Consider the following 16,625-nt stretch of genomic DNA (forward strand, 5'->3'; position numbering starts at 1 on the left):
GCGAAATCTTCGCAATTATTCTACCAACTACATCAAAAAGTTATTCATCAGTTATATTTTGGTGAATAATTCCACCATTGAAACACCTGTTTCCTTTGCCATCGAACAATTAAAAACGATTGGCGTATGCAAAAAGAAACAGTAACATTTGATAAGCTGCCCGAAGCGGTAGGTTATCTGACCGAACAAGTCATCGAGTTGAAAAGAATGGTATCGGAACTTCAACCGCCCGCATCAGACAAACACGTGTTGGTTGAAATTGAGGATGCTTGCCGTATTATCAGAAAAGCCAAGCCTACCATTTATACATTGGTACGCAAAGGGCTGCTTCCTGCCTATAAGAAAGGAAAAAAACTCTATTTCTACGAAGACGAACTTCTAGCATGGATTGAGAATGGTCGAAGAAAAACTTCCGAGCAAACATACGAAGAGATGCTTGCCAATATGCAAGGCGGCATCCGTCATAAGCCCAAATCATCCGTGAAACTTTAATAGGTGTGGCTATGGATACATATTCTATTAATCCGGCATCCATCATTGACGAAGCGGTTGATTTAAGTATGCGACTAACGGGTACTGATTTCCCTGTTAGCATATTCCCTACAAGAATCCAACGTATCATCAGCGAGGTACACGAATGCCATAACTACCCAACCGACTACATTGCCGCAGCTATCCTTACGGCACTAGCAGTCGGCATTGGCAACACGCATCTTGTCCAAATCAAGCAAGGCTGGGTGGAAAGCCCTATCCTATATATAGCATTAATTGGACGACCGGGAGCAAACAAAAGCCATCCGCTCAGCTTTGCGATGAAGCCGTTTCTTGATTATGACTACCGACAGAATCAGGAATTTGAAAAGGCACTTGCAAAGTACGATGAGCTGATGAGCATGAGCCGCAAGGAACGTGCGGAAAGCGGTAGTGAGCAATTTCCACAAGAGCCTATCCGCAAACGCTTCTTGGTTTCGGATGTAACGCCCGAAGGATTGAGCCTCATTCATGCTCAAAACAAACGTGGGTTATGCTTGTGGGCTGATGAATTATCCGCTTGGTTCAAGAATTTCAACCGCTATAACAACGGTTCGGAGGAACAGTTTTGGCTCTCAGTATTCAGTGCAAAGACCACCATGTCCGACCGCAAGAACGCCAAGAGTTCCATCTTCATCAAGCGTCCGTACATATCGGTTATTGGGACTATCCAAAATAAAATCTTGAATGAGTTGGCTAAAGGTGAACGTTCCAGCAACGGGTTTATCGACCGCATCCTGTTTGTAATGCCGAATCTGCAACAGAAAGCACGGTGGAATGACAAAGAACTGCCGGAAGATATAGAGCAAGAGTGGAATGCCATCATTGACAAGCTGATACAATCAGAGTGCCACCTCAATGAACATGGAGAGATTGAACCACAAATCCTTTTTTTCTCAGAGGATGCCAAGAAACGGCTTTACGAGTGGCAGCACCATTTTTCTGAGCTGTGCGACCGGGAAACAAACGACACCATCGTAAGTATCTATTGCAAGCTGGAAATATACATCATCCGTTTCTGTCTGATTATCCAATTAGCACGATGGACTTGCGGAGAATGTGATAAGACCTGTATCGACCTGTTGACAGTGGAACGAGCAATCAAACTGACGGAGTATTTCAAAGAGTCTGCATTGAACGTTCAAAATGTCCTCAATGAAAATACGCTCAACAGCCAACAACAGACAATAGTCAATCTGCTTCCTCCATCCTTTACAACCGCCCAAGCTATGCAGATAGCCGAGCAAAACGGGATGAAGGAGCGCACGTTTCAACGCTTTCTCAATGACAACATCGGGACATTGTTTCGCAAAGAGAAACATGGAGAATATTCAAAGACTAACCCGTGACATTTTTGTCGGTATTGACACTTTCCAAACGAAAACGACAATAACGACAAAAGTGACACACTAAAAAAGAAACATACAATGAGTACACATAGATTCATATTAGAACCCTACAAAGGTGTCAGCACTCGACATACTTGTCCGAACTGTCACCGCCAAAGATGCTTTTCCAAATACATTGATACAGAGAAGCAAATCAAGTTCCCAGAATACGTGGGGCGTTGTGATCATGAGCAGAAATGTGGTTATCACTTCACGCCTCGTGATTACTTTGAGCAGAATCCATCTGAGAAAGAAAAGTTTGCAGAGAATAGCTTCGGAAGTTATACACCTATTAAAGAAGTAAAACCGATAGCCATCTCCTACATGGATTTGGATATAGTCAACCAATCATTACGAGGCTATTCTGCGAACAAGTTATTTCAGTTTCTATCGGCCCAATTCGGAGAGACGGAAACATTGAATCTTATGAAGAGATACAAGGTTGGTACATCCAAGTATTGGGATGGTGCAACCGTATTCTGGCAAACGGACAATCGGAGTAAAGTCAGAACTGGTAAGATAATGCTTTACAATTCCAAAACGGGTAAGCGAATAAAAGAACCATACAATCATGTTACGTGGGTGCACTCCGTATTACACAAAGATGATTACAATTTGAAGCAGTGCTTCTTCGGTGAGCATCTGCTTTCCGAAGACAAAAACCGTCCAGTTGCGCTGGTCGAAAGCGAGAAAACGGCAATTATTGCATCTTACTATCTGCCGCAATTCCTATGGATAGCATCAGGTGGAAAGAACGGTTGCTTCAATGTCAACAGCCTATCCGTTTTAGCAGGAAGAAGCGTTGTATTATTCCCTGATTTAGGTGCAACCGACTATTGGCAGAGCAAAATCAGCCTGATGAAAAGCTGCGGAATTGAAGTACAAATGTTCGATTATCTGGAAGCCAACGCTACCGAAGACGAACGCAAAGAGGGCTACGACATAGCTGATTATCTACTCAAAGTGAAGCCTGACGAAGCCATTCTTCAACAAATGATAAGGAAGAATCCTGTCTTGAAAACACTGATAGAGACATTCGATTTAAAGCTCATCAGCGTACAACAAGGCACTCCACAACCGAAGGTTTTACCACCCAAGAAGCGAGGATTCAGACTTTGAACTCAGGGAGAGGAATCGAGGCTTTTTTACTGTAGCAAGTTAATGTCGGTGTATTACATTCCCCGACCACTTGCTCCTCAAAAAGTCTGAGGAGGCGGCTCCCGATGGTCACACATTATTCACTAAAAACAGATTCAAATGGAAAAGAAATATACAGTAACACTCCGTCTGTCATATCAGCAATACGCATGGCTTGGTGCGCTTTGCAGACGGAGCAAGCAGACTCAAAGCGAAGTGATCCGTTCGCTCATCGAAAACGGTTCGGTACGTGAACGAATCACGCAAGAGCATATTCACATCATCCGTCAACTGATTGGCGAAAGTACCAATCTTAACCAGTTGGCAAGACAGGCAAACACCTACGGTTTCTTCGCCGTAGCGGACAGATGCAAGGAAATGGCTCAGCACATTAACCTACTTATAAAACGTTTGAAAGATGATAGGTAAACAGACTAAAGGGACATCGTTCGGTGGCTGTGTTAGCTATGTTCTCAAAGAGGAGAAATCCAAATTGCTGGAAGCAGTTGGAGTAGAAGGTACACCCGAACAGATGGCGGAGCAATTTGAGTTACAATCGCTGCTCAATGATAAGGTAAAGAATATTGTCGGACATACTTCGCTCAACTTCTCACCGGAAGATAGCGAACGCTTGAAATATGATGATGAACTGATGTTGCAAATTGCCCACGACTACATGAAACTGATGGGAATCGAAAACACGCAGTACATCATTGCCCGGCACATCGACCGTGAACATCCGCATTGCCACATCGTCTTTAATCGAGTGGACAATGACGGCAAAACGATTAGCGACAAGAATGACTTTCGCAGGAATGAGAAAGTTTGCAAAATGTTGACCGCCAAATATCGCTTGCATTTTGCCAATGGTAAAGACCATATCAAGGAGGAACGATTGCGCCCTTATGACCGAGCAAAGCATGAGATATACAAAGCGTTGAAAGAGGAACTGTCCCAAGTACAAAATTGGGCTGACTTAAAGGATGCACTTGCCGACCGAGACATTGATATGAAATTCAAGGTCAGCCGAACTACACGGGAAATACAGGGTGTAAAATTTGAGTACAACGGTTTTTCTTTCTCCGGCTCTAAGATTAGCCGAGAGTTCAGCTACTTGAATATCGACAACCGACTGGAAGAGAATGCTTGTGCATCCTTGTTTGAATCACCCAAACAGGAATCCAGACATAAGGAAGATAATGTACAACAAAGCGTTTCCCATTCCGATGATGGCTCAAGCATCAGTCTCGGCTTGCTAAACGGCAACTCGTCCTACGATGCCACTGCCGCAGAAGAAGCCGAGTTCAATCGGCTGATGAAAAAGAAAAAGGCTAAGCGCAAGCGAGGCTTTCATTTATAATCCACTTTTTATTAACACTTTAAATCAATTATTTATGGAAGATTTGATTCTAGATTTCAATCTCTACTTGTGTGAGAAGTTCGGCTACAGAAACAGTTGTAGCGTGATGCAAAATGCCAATGGCTTTTGTGTGAACATCAGTGAACGTGATCTAGACTGCTACATCCGCTTCTGGGAGTATAGTTGTGGAAGAGGCAATTTCCCCGACTGGTCTATCATCATTGTGCGCAGTAACTTCAAGAAGAACCAAGAAGAAAGCCTGAAAGATTTGGCTCGCTTCTTCAAGGAGTACATGCCACGCTACGGTTACAAATACCTTTGTACCGAAGGTGATAACTACAAGTATTATCAAACACTCGGTTTAAAGCTCATCTATCGAGGAATCTTTGATCAAAACAATTATGGATTGCCGATTAAAGACTTAAATGTCTGACACATCGTTTAAAATTGAGGAGGGGACTTTTCCTCTCCTTTTCTTATATACCGATAAATCAGAATTTAGAGGCGATGGCAAAACGACTCTACGATTATTGGTTTGTGCAGTTTGATTTTCCGAATGAAGAGGGTAAACCGTATAAGAGCAGTGGCGGAAAAATGAAATGGGATAATAAACTTAACCGTAATATTCCTAAGGATTGGCATTGTGGAAATCTCTTTGAAATAGCAGCATTTACAAATGGTCTAGCCTGCCAAAAATATAGACCACAAAAAGGAGAAAAGCCTTTACCTGTTATCAAAATACGAGAAATGCACGACGGTATTACGTCAGATACAGAAAAAATTACATCCAATATACCTGAAAAAGTAAAGGTTTATAATGGTGATGTACTATTTTCATGGTCAGCATCTCTTGAAGTAAAGCTTTGGGCTTATGGTCTTGGAGGATTAAATCAACACATTTTCAAAGTTACATCAGCTAACGATTTCCCAAAATCATTCTATTATTTCCAGTTATTGGATTATGTGGATGTATTCAAGAAAGTGGCAGAAGCAAGAAAAACAACGATGGGACATATTACACAAGACCATTTACAACAAAGTACGATAGCAGTCCCTGATAACAAAAATATTACAGATAAATTTGAACTAATGGTATCGCCTATCTTTAAACAACTTATTAGGTTGCAAGAGGAAATATCAAGTCTTACTAAGCAGCGTGATGAGCTTTTACCACTTTTAATGAATGGACAAATAACGATAGAATAAAAATGTCTCGCATACTCTACAAATATTTAGATATAGATGGCGCAAGATGCATGATTGGAAACCAGAATCTCCAATTCACTAATGCGTCTCAGATGAACGATCCTTTCGATTGTCATCCTAAATTAATCGACTATTCGAATGCACCTGACATTAAGCTCCAAGGATGGATACCAAAGGAGTGGTGGGTAGAGAAAGAGGAAAACGATGCACTCAATTTGCGCAATGATACATGGCTACGCAGTTTATCAAAAATCAATGATTCATTACTCATGTGGAGTCATTATTGTTATAACCATAAAGGTATTTGTATAGGACTTGATGTAGACAAAGTGATGGAAGCTGTTACACCGATGTTTGGTACACTATATCTTGAACCACTTGTCATAGATGTTCAATATCAAGATATAATAGAGCGTCCAAACGCATATAATAGTGCAAATGATAGATGCAGCTACCAATGGGGACAAAAGCAAAGGATTGGAAATATGAACAGGAAGTAAGATTAGTCATACCAAAACCAAGTCCTATGTATACAGCATTCACTCCTCAACAGGCGAAGCTGAAAAAGGAAACATGGGATTGGCGTGAAATACACCATTATTTGCCGCTGAAAAAAGAGTGTTTTGACTCAATCTATTTTGGAATCAATACAGAACAAACTGAAAAAGAAAAAATTATTCAATATGTTCGGAAGGAACTAAATCCGCAAATCAGGTTATACCAAATGGAAGTGGATGAAAATGCTCTTAGATTACGACCTGTAATCATATGAACGGTCAAATATCAGTAAATTCGGACTAACGTTCGCATTTACGGCTGCGATTCAGCAAAGGGAAAACAAGCTTTCCTTCTGCTCTCACCTTGCACGTAAATTCTGATTTATCGAACGGTTTATAGCCGTTTTCCCATCGATAGTACGAATAGTTTTGGCCAGTTTCTTTTGCTCAGCAATAGAAATTGGCTTTATTTCAATGGCTTGGTATGCCTGCTCTAGTTGTAGGTTCTTAATTCCTGAAGTTTTGCCCTCAAAATTGAAGAAAGCTCCCATGTTATAAAAGTGCTGAATGTAGAGATAAATGTATTCCGCATCCCACTCTTTTTTCACACGGAATGCTGCGCAAAAGTTTGAACAATCAACCGATTGCAACTTTTCTATAAGGTTAGGCGTTATAAGGCAAACTCTTCCTGTCGATTGTGTGGGGCTGCCTCCTGATTTTTCTACAATTATATCACCTACTTGTAGCAGCTTATTTTCATAACTACGTTTTGAAATATACCTTTTGGGTATATGATTATAATCTTGGTTTTTGATGGGCTCAATATCTGCACCACGTACACAGAAGACTTCGCAAGGAGTGTCTTCCGTATGTGATTCATTGCCCCAATCACCTGATATAAAAGTCTCTATGGTTTCTATTAGTTTCATTATTAAGAAATCAGATAGCGTTAATACTTATTGAAAGGATGACAGATATGAGCGCAACTATCAATGCCCACTTTGCAATTAAACGAGAGTATTTTGCTTCATACAATGATGCAAGAATACTATGGTATCTTTGCTCTTGACAAGCTTTATAGCCTTCTGGTGTGAGAGACATTTGCTGTGAGTTTTCATCAAAATTGATGAGACCCAACCATAACATTTCATGGACCCAAAGTTCAGTTTGTGCATGAATAGAGTCAATATAGTCAAATGTGCATTGTTTGTCAAGATACGTATGGATGTCCTTATATGATACATAGTCCTTACCAATATAAAATTGATTGGCAAGTAAATAATCCAAGATTTTACAGAATAGCCAATATTTCACTCGGCAATCTTTTGATATTTTGGTTTCACTTTTAAGAAATTCTTTAATTTCAGTCATTATATCTAATCGTATATATTTACTTTTGTAGTTTTATTACCAGTTTCTTTTTTCTTCAAAATTAGCTATTTTCTTTGACTCCCAATGCTCGTTGAGAATTTCGTAGAAGCGGTCATATATCTTTCTTTTAATAGACTCAGAGTCAAATTCGTTATCATAATAGCATTGGCTATAATCCACAAAGAACCGCTCTTGCGGCAATAGTTTCTCGTACTCATTGTCCAATACCCCCTCTATGGCGTCCTCTAAGCAGGGTGATATTTCATCGTAACACTTGCTTTGGTACTCTATTGAGAGAATATTAAAAAAGTTAAACGAAGAAGGATAATCATCTGTACCTATGTGAATGTTCCAGGAGTTTATTTTACGAATGGCTCGCTTACAAAGACTGTTTATGATGCCTTTTGCAAAATACTCGCATTGATCCTGTACTTCTTGGATAAGTTTTTCGTCTTCTGTCATACTATATCTATATTATTCACCCAACATTCCCCTAACTTCTTTATCGAAGTCAGAATCAATCCGTTGGGTTTTATTAAAAATATCGTATTCGCTTTCTGCCTTTGTCTTGGCTTGTGCCGCAGAGATTCGCCCTTTGTCGGGCAATATCTGATATTTGCGGAAAGTCAGAAACTCATTGACACTGGCTGCAAATTGCTCCATATTGAACGTGTTTTCACGCTCTATAAGGTCTTCTATATAGTCGAAATATCCTGTTACTACACGTTCCAACCGACGGATTTCATTTTCCTGCAAATAGTTCTTGGCTATTGACACATCCGATTTCAAGATACGCCCATCGGGAGCATTCTTCCATGTAGTCAGCCCCATGTGTTCTTGGGTATGGTCAGCCTTAGTGTAGATGATTTCTGCTGCTGTTTGCCCGGTAATGGCATAGTGAAAACGGTTCTGTATCATGGCATAGAAATCGTGTGTGGTAGGCGAGTTCTTGTCATAGTCAATACTGCACTCTGCATATATATCGGTAATCTGTTGCCAAATACGCCGTTCACTGGCACGGATGGAACGTACCCTTTCCAACAATTCACGGAAATAGTCTTTTCCGAATACTGCCGTTCCCTGTTTTAAGCGTTCATCGTCAAGCACAAAGCCTTTCTTGATATACTCATTCAGAATCTTGGTAGCCCACTGACGGAACTTGGTAGCTTTTGGAGAAGATACACGATAGCCAACAGCAATAATCATATCAAGATTATAGAAATCAACCAACTCTTCAACCTCGCCTCTTATGCCTCGATTTACGACGGTTGCAATTTTTGCAACCGTCGTGTCTTGCTGTAATTCTTCCTCTCTAAATATATTGGCTATGTGGCGGCTAATACCTGATTTATCAATACCGAAAAGCTCTGCCATAGCCTTTTGCGTACACCAAATGGTTTCGTCTTTTATAACCACCTGTACTCTTCCCTCTTTATCGGGAAGATTGTATAACAAAAACTGTATTTCGTTACTCATTGTTTCCTACATTTTCGTTGAACTGCAAAGCATCCAACTGCTTCATAATTTCCTCTTCCAACCGATGGCTTTCTTTAAATTGCTCGGAGAGTATTTGTTTATAATTTGCCATACGGTTGTTAAACTCTTCTTCCGTTATATCTACATAATCTATCTTGATGTCGAAATATTGTCCAGCAGAAAGAGAATAGCCCTTTTCCTTTATCTCATCGTAAGAAACAGCTACGGAAAAATCCTCTACAACTTCTTTGTTGCGGAACGTATTGACTATTAAATCTATCTCATTATCAAGCAAACGTCGTTTCTGGTTATTGCCTTCTTTATATTCTTCACCTAATTTGCTTGCATCAATCAAAATTACTTTATCTGCTGTTGCCGACTTATCAAAGAATATAACGGACACATTCGTTCCGGTAGTAGCAAATACATTAGTAGGCATTGATATACATCCACATACTATATGTTCATCTACAATTTTTTGAAGAATATTATAGGCAACAACATTGTTACGTTTTTTTGATGTAATAAAACCAGTTGGGACTACGACAGCTGACTTCCCTGTATCCTTTAAAGAGTTTATTACATGCTGTAAGAAACACAAATATATTCCCATCTGAGGCTTTTCGGGATTGATTTTTTTAACCTTATTCGGAACTCCAGCCCAAAACCGAATCGTATCAGCAGCTAATGTATCACGATACTCTGGAAAATCAAGTTTAAATGGAGGATTTGAAACGATAAAATCAAATTTCTTCAATGCGCCACTTAATTCTGTATGTGATGGTTCTGTCAATGTATTGCCCTGTACAACATTTGGCAGAGAAGCAGACAAACTATTCAGAATAAGGTTTAGACGCAACATTTCACTCGACTTTTCTGATATATCCTGACTATAAATCGAGCATCTATCTTCTCCTATCTGATGAGCAAGAGCCATAAGCAATGTACCTGTTCCAGCCGATGGGTCGTAACAAGTCACGCCTCGTAAATCTGCATTGTCCCCGACCAATAATCTCGCCATAACTTGGGCTATGGCACGTGGAGTATAATATTCGGCATATTTACCACCTCCGGCATTATTAAATCCCTTCAGCAAATGCTCGAATATTCTTGAAAAGAAGTCATACTTCTCAATAAATACATGTTCAAAATTGAATGAAGCAACATTACGCATCAGCGATTTTGCAAATTCATCACGCTTTTGTTGGTCAGTTACAAATGTTGTTATGGCACTGAAGATATTTACCTTACTTTTTCCGGAAGTTGTTACAGAAAAGGTATCTGCATTGATATTGGCTATATCTATTAATGTAGCATCCAACAATGTAGAGAAATCTCCCTTTCCTGTGAAATTATATAGATGAGAGAGTGTATGTTCAGGTTTAAGTCTCGGCACAGAAGCAGGCAAATAACTGAAAAGGTCTTCTACCTCTTCCTCTGTAAATGTATCATATTCGGCATCCCACTTTTCTGCTTTGCTTAGCCGTTCTCCGTACATTTTATCTCGCTTGGCTTCATAGCCGAACTTATCATTAAAGAACTTGTACAGAAACATTTCGGTTACGATTTTGTATTCGCTTCCTGTTCCTGCCAAACCAAATGCACCTGTTGTACTTTTCAAAGAATCAATCAGGGCAATCGTTGATTCTGTTATATTTATATCGCTCATAATCAATATGCAAAATTACGTTGTTGGAAATATTCTGTTGTGATAAGATTGTTGATATATTTACGGTCTGTCAAATTTGCCTTAATTCCAAGGTCTATTAATTTACGACCAATAATAGCCAATACATCACGCTTAAAGGCATCTTCATTATCCAAAACATTGATATTCAAGAATAACATATTGTCTATTTGAGACTTCATCTGTGACAGATTCTCGGCTATTTCATATTCGTGTGCAGATATAATAGGCTGTTCACGTTTTTGATTTTCCTCCTCAATCCGCTTGTGAATACGAACAAAACGCTCATCACCCTTATATTTTTTCTTCAAGATATTATTCCGTCTGTTTATTTCCCGAATCTTTTTCATTACATTATCCATGTAATCAATGCTGTCTTTTGCATCTTGAGTATTTTGCGGAACAAAACCTTTTTTACGGAAATATGCTCGGAACTCATCTGCAAGGATGACATATTTTTCTTCATTCCTATCAAAATTGGCATCAAATTCAGTTTGTACCTTTTCGCAACGCTCACGAATATCATTGACAACAATTCTCAGTTCCTCAGATATTCCCTTTTTGAACTCAAATTCCAATTCTGACAGAGCGACATTGATTATTCCGGCAACATCTGCTTTATGCTCTGTACTTTCAAACAGATTCATCCTCTCTATGCGATGCGTAACCTCTGTAACCAAAGTAGGAATACCACCAAAAGCCAAAGACTCTATTTTTTCTTTCAATTCATCATCACCAAAGGCTCTGACTTGATTCAAAATAGCTTTAGCATCATTCAATACTGACCGTAGTTCATAGAGCCTGTCTTTATCCTCAATTTCATCAATTTCCTGTCTGAACTCTTCCGGATTATCGCAAGTGAAATTAAAGAGAATACTCTTGATTTCTTTCATTTTCGCTATTATCTCTTCCTTATCTTCGATAATAGCATTACCAACAGGCTCGTCCTGTTGGATCTCCTTAATATCCGCTGTACGGTTTAATTCTCTCAGATAGCGGTCATTTGTAGAATCAAAGTTTTCCTTTATATCTACAAAGTCAACCACATAGCCATATTTAAAATCTTTATACGGACGATTTACACGCGTAAGAGCCTGTAACAAATCATGACCGTCAAGACTACGTCCCAAATATAGTTTCTTCAACCTGGGAGCATCAAATCCGGTAAGCAACATTTGATTGACAATCAGTACATCTACTGTCTGCTGCTTCTTATATTCTTCAATATATGCCTTTCTTTCTAATTTGTCTCCTTCATCATGCAATATCAGAGAGGCACGTAATGGTTTGGCATGACCATACGCAACCATTGGCTCTGCTACCATTCCCAACTGTTCTTCCCATTTATCTTCAATGCGCTGCGCAAATCTAAAACGCTGCTGCCATAAACGAAACATTTCACGAGCCTGTGGATTTGTTTTGCACACGATCATTGCCCCGATAGAATCATCAGCTTGTTCTTTTCTGAATCTTCGCAAATCAGAAATGATATAATCAAGCAAAGCATTCAGGTAACTTTCATGCTCAATTATTTTATTTTTGTCTATATCACTTTTCTTGACCTCTACGTTTCCAGCCAATTTATCAAGAATGCTCTCAATACGCTCTTTATAAATGGTTTCTATCGGTTCACGCATCAGTTTTAGCGTATAACCATCCGCTATCGACTTATCATAATAGTAGGTGTCAATGTAATCACCAAAGACACGCCAAGATTCTTTTTCTTCTCGCAACAAAGGAGTTCCTGTCAATGCGATTTTTACAGCATCCTTATCAGCTTCCAGAAGATTTGCAAGAAAACTACCCTGTGGACTATATCCTCTGTGTGCTTCGTCTATAAAGAATACACGCTGAAGATTAGTATTATAGCCTGACTCTATCTGTATTTTAGTGGAATCCTCCTTAAATTTCTGTATGTTTACAACCATTATTTCCGCTTTACCCTCACTGTTCACTACAGGGGTGGTATCGCGGATATCTTTCATTAAATCATCCCGACTATTGACATTCCTTACGACTAAGCCACGTGCAACAAACTCATCACTCGCCTGCTCCATCAGCGCAATACGGTCCACTATAAAGTAGAATTTAACAGCCGTCTCGCGTTTTGCATAATAATCGGTCAAACTACGAACTGAATAATACGCCAATGCTGTCTTGCCACTGCCTTGTGTATGCCATATTATTCCACTCTTGACACCTTTAGATAGTTTTTTGCGAATAGCCAATGATGCAAACAATTGCTGATAGCGCATCACATGTTTTTCAAGAGTTGTGATTTTACTGCCATCTTCCAGCTCTATAGTTCGATTAACATACGCAAAGCCATATCTTAACAGAAACAAAAACCTCTCCCGGCAAAGCATTGATGTCAAAACACGATTCGTTGGAGTATCTACCTTCTTATTGGTTTCATAATCGGGCAAGTTTTTAATAACGATACAGTTCCTATGTTTGAGAACCTGTTTTTCTGAATCTTCCGTCAACGCTAAATATGGATATTTCGACACGAAAGTAGCATCAGCCTCTCTAAACACATTAAAGAAAGCTCTCTCTTTTGCTGCACAACAATAAAATGCACCTTGTATCGGAACTCTGTTTTCATTATCGTATTCCTGATTATTGGAAAAAATCATCAATTGGGTAAGATTGATAAAGCGACGAAAACTCTTGCTCCGCATCCGTTTATTAATCCTATCCCGCTCTGCTAAAATTCCATCGTGATTATTAGGCTTCTTGACTTCGATAAAAGCTAAAGGCAAGCCGTTTATAAAGCACGTAATATCCGGACGGAAGCTATCACCGGATTCGACATTTTCGCATGTAAACTCTGTCGTAACGTGCCATTCATTATTATTCGCATCAGCGAAATCTATCAACTTCACACCACTGTTGGAAGAAAGCATAGTATAGAATTCCTTGCCCAAATCATCATTATTCAAGATTCCGACAATTTTATCCAGTAACTGGCTGCATTCCAAGTCCGTCAAAGCAGGATTCAGACGTTTTACTGAACGGATAAAAATATCCGTCAAAATATTCGTTTGGGGATTGTATGATGTTAAATCATCCAAATATGTATAACCGAGCTTGCAAAGATGCAATGCAGCCGGGACTTGTACTCTTGTATTCTCCGTAAAGTTTTTCATTGCATTTTACCTTTCCTCTTTATCTGTTATCAAATCCTTTAAATCCACCTGTAAAATCTCAGCAATCCGCTGAAGTGTTTCCAAATTCGGCTGAATTCTATTGCACGCATAAGCATTGACCATGCTAAAACTTTTATCAAGTTGCTTGGCTAACCATGTCTGGGAGATGCCTTTATCCGACAAAACAGTCTTTATTTTATTTAGCTTCATTGTTTAATGCGATTTTATAGTGCAAATATAGCGAATTATATTCGATAATGGTGTATATTTGCATTAAGAAAAGGCTATACTTAAATAAGTTATACCTCAAAACAGTTGAAATTAGACATATTTATGCAAAATCTTCGATTACGAATATAACAGTAAGTACAACTATCCTCAAAATCACTGAAGTTGAATAACAATGGGAAAGACTGTAACAACATATTTAATCGACGGAGATCCTAAAGGAACTCAATATGCATTCATTAGCAACAAAATTTGCCAAATGTTTGTCGTACCACGTTCTAATCTCTCCTATTTGAATACACAAGAGAAATTACAAAAACCTGCATTCTATATATTACTGGGGGAAGATGAATCAACAAAACCGCAGGCATATATAGGTGAAACGGAAAATTTCAAAGAACGTGTAAAAGACCACGACAGCAAAAAAGCGTTTTGGCAAAAAGCACTCATATTCGTATCGAAAGATGCCGATATGACTAAAGTTGATGTGCAATACCTAGAACATAAAGCGATAGCCGAAGCCAAGAAAGCAAACGCTTTTGTTTTAAGCGATAATAAACAAATCCCTAAAGCACCGAATCTACCAGAGCATCAACAGGACTCAATGGATGAATTTTTCGAAGATGTGAAGTTTCTGGCATCATTTATCGGTTGCAATATTTTTGATGTATCACAACCCAAAGAAGAACATCTATTCTACACCAAAGGTAGAGGATGCAATGCAAAGGGCTTCTATAGTTCCGATGGCTTTACAGTCCTAAAAGGAAGTACTGTTGCCAAAACAATGGTTCCGTCTTTCAACTGGAAAGAAAAACGAGAAAAAATGCTTCAAGATTACACTTCTACTGAGAACGGAATATTGGTATTGACATCAGATAAAACTTTTTCAAGTCCCAGTACTGCCGCAGATTTCTGTATTGGTAGCAGTAATAATGGCTGGTTGATATGGAAAGACAAAGATGGAAACACATTGGATTCAGTTTATAGAAAACAGCTGGATTAATAACATATCAATTGGAAGCATATATGGAAGAAAAAGGATTGTTTGGAAATTAGCAGGAATGTAAAATACACAATCAATTGAAAATCAATCTATGTCAAAAGCAAAGCTAAAAAAACACTTGTTGTCACTTACAAAAGAACAGATAACCGACATTGTTCTTGAACTATACGATGCACGTAAAGAGGCAAAAGATTATCTGGAGTTTTATCTTGCCCCAGATTGCAACGCTGAATTAGAAAAGAGCAAGAAAGCTATCAGAAACGAGTTCTTCCCAACTCGTGGATTTTCCGAAAAGCCGTCATTTGCCAAATGTCGAAAAGTCATTTCCGATTTTCAAAAGCTAAAACCGGAGCCGACCACTGTTGCCGATTTAATGTTGTTCTATATCGAACAAGGATGCGAATACACACTTGAATTTGGCGATATGTGGGAACAGTTCTATACAACACTGGAGGGAAATTTCGACAAAGCTATGCGCTTTATCTTTCTCAACGGATTGTTAGCCTGTTATTACGAACGGATTGAAAAGCTTATTGATAGCGTATCGGATTGTGGTTGGGGATTTTATGATACATTACAAGATATTTATTCTGAATATCGGTAGTGTTTTTAATCTTTGATAAAGCCTTGCCCTACACAAAAAAGTAAGGAACTGAACCTGTGCGCATAATGGCACAGATTTAGTTCCTATCCTGTCCCTTTAAACTACTCCATTGATTCCCGAATAATACGCAAAGTTTCTTTCTTATACTCTTTGCGGTCATATTCAAATCCTCTGCACATCCAGCAACTACACGGAGTTCCTGTAGTTTTGTAAACTTGTGCCCATTTGTCTTTTGCCAACTCAAACCAATGAGGATGTTCATAATAGCTTCCATCCTCACGAATGATGCAATGACCATAAGCGGCATACAGAATCATACGAGTCTTAAACACACGAGCCATTTGTTGGCGTCTCCACAATTTATTTCTTTTGTCCATCGTCTCTTTCTATTAAAGTTAGGATGAACAATGATGTTACTTTGGTGAGACTTAATATATCCATAGCATAATACCTTTAATGTTATACCCTTTCGGATACAAAATTAAGACAAAACATCAACAATATACCAGTATGGGTATAATTTGTTTGTATCTTTTAGAGGTATGTAATACGCGCATACATTTTTTATGCGAATAATTCAACCTTATTACACTTTTCCCAACGTATATCACCCATTGCACATTGCTCTACACTTTTTCAAGCGAATCAAACGTAAACCTTACAAAAGTTTTCAGGTTTTATGACCGATTCTATCATCCAACACCTTCTGGAAAATAAAAAACACACCGCAAACCACAGAAATTCCAAGAAAACCACTACCTTTGTATTCAACAAGTGTTCTGTAACATACCTGCGGAAATGCCCTATCATTCAACACCTTGTATCTGATAGCGGACATTCGCAAAAAAGGCTAAAAGAAAGCGGTACAACACATATATGCAAAGCTATGAAATACACCGATTTGCATTTGTCCCCACATTCTGTGTATTTGTCAAAACAGAGGTTGTACCGATTAAAATGAACAGTCACTGATAATCAGTGATGTAAA

19 protein-coding genes are annotated in these 16,625 nt (G+C 38.9%); 11 read left to right on the top strand and 8 right to left on the bottom strand.

Annotated features, from left to right (window positions below; genetic code table 11):
• Positions 1–126: 126 nt before the first annotated feature.
• From BN2628_RS01460 to BN2628_RS17375, 9 genes are all read left to right on the top strand, one after another.
• Positions 127–492, top strand: coding sequence for a helix-turn-helix domain-containing protein (locus tag BN2628_RS01460; protein WP_005859036.1), 366 nt, complete (start codon positions 127–129; stop codon positions 490–492).
• Between the two features lie 11 nt (positions 493–503).
• Positions 504–1,880: a DUF3987 domain-containing protein gene (locus BN2628_RS01465; protein WP_005859037.1), complete on the top strand. Its 1,377-nt coding sequence runs from the start codon at positions 504–506 to the stop codon at positions 1,878–1,880.
• A 78-nt stretch (positions 1,881–1,958) separates the two neighbouring features.
• The gene (locus BN2628_RS01470) at positions 1,959–3,038 is read left to right on the top strand and encodes a DUF6371 domain-containing protein (RefSeq protein ID WP_005859039.1); all 1,080 of its coding nucleotides are present in this window, start codon (positions 1,959–1,961) and stop codon (positions 3,036–3,038) included.
• Between the two features lie 138 nt (positions 3,039–3,176).
• The gene (locus tag BN2628_RS01475) at positions 3,177–3,485 is read left to right on the top strand and encodes a MobC family plasmid mobilization relaxosome protein (RefSeq protein ID WP_004316509.1); all 309 of its coding nucleotides are present in this window, start codon (positions 3,177–3,179) and stop codon (positions 3,483–3,485) included.
• On the top strand, positions 3,475–4,416 hold the full coding sequence (locus BN2628_RS01480) for a relaxase/mobilization nuclease domain-containing protein (protein WP_005859041.1): 942 nt from the start codon (positions 3,475–3,477) through the stop codon (positions 4,414–4,416). The genes BN2628_RS01475 and BN2628_RS01480 overlap by 11 nt, the downstream gene beginning before the upstream one ends.
• Before the next feature lie 34 nt (positions 4,417–4,450).
• Positions 4,451–4,849: a hypothetical protein gene (locus BN2628_RS01485; RefSeq protein ID WP_005859043.1), complete on the top strand. Its 399-nt coding sequence runs from the start codon at positions 4,451–4,453 to the stop codon at positions 4,847–4,849.
• A 74-nt stretch (positions 4,850–4,923) separates the two neighbouring features.
• Entirely contained in the window at positions 4,924–5,622 is a 699-nt protein-coding gene (locus tag BN2628_RS01490; protein WP_055095716.1) for a restriction endonuclease subunit S domain-containing protein, read from the top strand.
• A gap of 50 nt (positions 5,623–5,672) precedes the next feature.
• Positions 5,673–6,122 carry a DUF2971 domain-containing protein gene (locus BN2628_RS17370; RefSeq protein WP_257606338.1) on the top strand — a complete coding sequence of 150 codons (450 nt, stop codon included), beginning with the start codon at positions 5,673–5,675 and terminating at the stop codon, positions 6,120–6,122.
• A 26-nt stretch (positions 6,123–6,148) separates the two neighbouring features.
• A complete protein-coding gene (locus BN2628_RS17375) occupies positions 6,149–6,394 on the top strand; it encodes a hypothetical protein (protein WP_257606339.1) in 246 nt (81 codons plus the stop codon).
• 84 nt (positions 6,395–6,478) lie between these two features.
• On the opposite strand, the gene BN2628_RS01500 is transcribed toward BN2628_RS17375, so the two are convergent.
• From BN2628_RS01500 to BN2628_RS01530, 7 genes are read right to left on the bottom strand one after another with little or no spacing between them, the layout of a single operon-like run.
• Positions 6,479–7,048 (bottom strand): restriction endonuclease subunit S, encoded by a 570-nt coding sequence (locus BN2628_RS01500; RefSeq protein ID WP_055095718.1) that lies wholly within the window; start codon positions 7,046–7,048, stop codon positions 6,479–6,481.
• Positions 7,049–7,058: 10 nt separating this feature from the next.
• Positions 7,059–7,490 (bottom strand): hypothetical protein, encoded by a 432-nt coding sequence (locus BN2628_RS01505; RefSeq protein ID WP_005859071.1) that lies wholly within the window; start codon positions 7,488–7,490, stop codon positions 7,059–7,061.
• Between the two features lie 36 nt (positions 7,491–7,526).
• Complete coding sequence (locus BN2628_RS01510) at positions 7,527–7,952, bottom strand: hypothetical protein (protein WP_005859074.1); 426 nt, start codon at positions 7,950–7,952, stop codon at positions 7,527–7,529.
• Positions 7,953–7,964: 12 nt separating this feature from the next.
• Positions 7,965–8,966, bottom strand: coding sequence for a virulence RhuM family protein (locus BN2628_RS01515; protein ID WP_005859076.1), 1,002 nt, complete (start codon positions 8,964–8,966; stop codon positions 7,965–7,967).
• Complete coding sequence (locus BN2628_RS01520) at positions 8,959–10,635, bottom strand: HsdM family class I SAM-dependent methyltransferase (RefSeq protein ID WP_005859077.1); 1,677 nt, start codon at positions 10,633–10,635, stop codon at positions 8,959–8,961. Before BN2628_RS01520 ends, BN2628_RS01515 begins: the two co-directional genes overlap by 8 nt.
• Before the next feature lie 2 nt (positions 10,636–10,637).
• Positions 10,638–13,802 (bottom strand): type I restriction endonuclease, encoded by a 3,165-nt coding sequence (locus BN2628_RS01525; RefSeq protein WP_005859079.1) that lies wholly within the window; start codon positions 13,800–13,802, stop codon positions 10,638–10,640.
• Between the two features lie 6 nt (positions 13,803–13,808).
• The gene (locus tag BN2628_RS01530; RefSeq protein WP_005859081.1) at positions 13,809–14,012 is read right to left on the bottom strand and encodes a helix-turn-helix domain-containing protein; all 204 of its coding nucleotides are present in this window, start codon (positions 14,010–14,012) and stop codon (positions 13,809–13,811) included.
• A 193-nt stretch (positions 14,013–14,205) separates the two neighbouring features.
• On the opposite strand from BN2628_RS01530, the gene BN2628_RS01535 reads away from it, so the two are divergent.
• Positions 14,206–15,033 carry a GIY-YIG nuclease family protein gene (locus tag BN2628_RS01535; RefSeq protein WP_008779797.1) on the top strand — a complete coding sequence of 276 codons (828 nt, stop codon included), beginning with the start codon at positions 14,206–14,208 and terminating at the stop codon, positions 15,031–15,033.
• Between the two features lie 91 nt (positions 15,034–15,124).
• Positions 15,125–15,637, top strand: a complete 513-nt coding sequence (locus BN2628_RS01540) for a DUF6155 family protein (RefSeq protein ID WP_005859085.1) — start codon at positions 15,125–15,127, stop codon at positions 15,635–15,637.
• A 101-nt stretch (positions 15,638–15,738) separates the two neighbouring features.
• Here the strand turns inward: BN2628_RS01540 and BN2628_RS01545 are convergent, their stop codons facing one another.
• Positions 15,739–16,014, bottom strand: coding sequence for a hypothetical protein (locus tag BN2628_RS01545; RefSeq protein WP_005859087.1), 276 nt, complete (start codon positions 16,012–16,014; stop codon positions 15,739–15,741).
• Positions 16,015–16,625: the final 611 nt, after the last annotated feature.

Source organism: Gabonia massiliensis, assembly GCF_001403595.1.
GTDB classification, from domain to species: domain Bacteria; phylum Bacteroidota; class Bacteroidia; order Bacteroidales; family Coprobacteraceae; genus Coprobacter; species Coprobacter secundus.

Bases quoted from the DNA above. Each gene is read 5' to 3' on its own strand.
- BN2628_RS01460 (WP_005859036.1), top strand. From the start codon at position 127: ATGCAAAAAGAAACAGTAACATTTGATAAGCTGCCCGAAGCGGTAGGT.
- BN2628_RS01465 (WP_005859037.1), top strand. From the start codon at position 504: ATGGATACATATTCTATTAATCCGGCATCCATCATTGACGAAGCGGTT.
- BN2628_RS01470 (WP_005859039.1), top strand. From the start codon at position 1,959: ATGAGTACACATAGATTCATATTAGAACCCTACAAAGGTGTCAGCACT.
- BN2628_RS01475 (WP_004316509.1), top strand. From the start codon at position 3,177: ATGGAAAAGAAATATACAGTAACACTCCGTCTGTCATATCAGCAATAC.
- BN2628_RS01480 (WP_005859041.1), top strand. From the start codon at position 3,475: ATGATAGGTAAACAGACTAAAGGGACATCGTTCGGTGGCTGTGTTAGC.
- BN2628_RS01485 (WP_005859043.1), top strand. From the start codon at position 4,451: ATGGAAGATTTGATTCTAGATTTCAATCTCTACTTGTGTGAGAAGTTC.
- BN2628_RS01490 (WP_055095716.1), top strand. From the start codon at position 4,924: ATGGCAAAACGACTCTACGATTATTGGTTTGTGCAGTTTGATTTTCCG.
- BN2628_RS17370 (WP_257606338.1), top strand. From the start codon at position 5,673: ATGATTGGAAACCAGAATCTCCAATTCACTAATGCGTCTCAGATGAAC.
- BN2628_RS17375 (WP_257606339.1), top strand. From the start codon at position 6,149: ATGTATACAGCATTCACTCCTCAACAGGCGAAGCTGAAAAAGGAAACA.
- BN2628_RS01500 (WP_055095718.1), bottom strand. From the start codon at position 7,048: ATGAAACTAATAGAAACCATAGAGACTTTTATATCAGGTGATTGGGGC.
- BN2628_RS01505 (WP_005859071.1), bottom strand. From the start codon at position 7,490: ATGACTGAAATTAAAGAATTTCTTAAAAGTGAAACCAAAATATCAAAA.
- BN2628_RS01510 (WP_005859074.1), bottom strand. From the start codon at position 7,952: ATGACAGAAGACGAAAAACTTATCCAAGAAGTACAGGATCAATGCGAG.
- BN2628_RS01515 (WP_005859076.1), bottom strand. From the start codon at position 8,966: ATGAGTAACGAAATACAGTTTTTGTTATACAATCTTCCCGATAAAGAG.
- BN2628_RS01520 (WP_005859077.1), bottom strand. From the start codon at position 10,635: ATGAGCGATATAAATATAACAGAATCAACGATTGCCCTGATTGATTCT.
- BN2628_RS01525 (WP_005859079.1), bottom strand. From the start codon at position 13,802: ATGAAAAACTTTACGGAGAATACAAGAGTACAAGTCCCGGCTGCATTG.
- BN2628_RS01530 (WP_005859081.1), bottom strand. From the start codon at position 14,012: ATGAAGCTAAATAAAATAAAGACTGTTTTGTCGGATAAAGGCATCTCC.
- BN2628_RS01535 (WP_008779797.1), top strand. From the start codon at position 14,206: ATGGGAAAGACTGTAACAACATATTTAATCGACGGAGATCCTAAAGGA.
- BN2628_RS01540 (WP_005859085.1), top strand. From the start codon at position 15,125: ATGTCAAAAGCAAAGCTAAAAAAACACTTGTTGTCACTTACAAAAGAA.
- BN2628_RS01545 (WP_005859087.1), bottom strand. From the start codon at position 16,014: ATGGACAAAAGAAATAAATTGTGGAGACGCCAACAAATGGCTCGTGTG.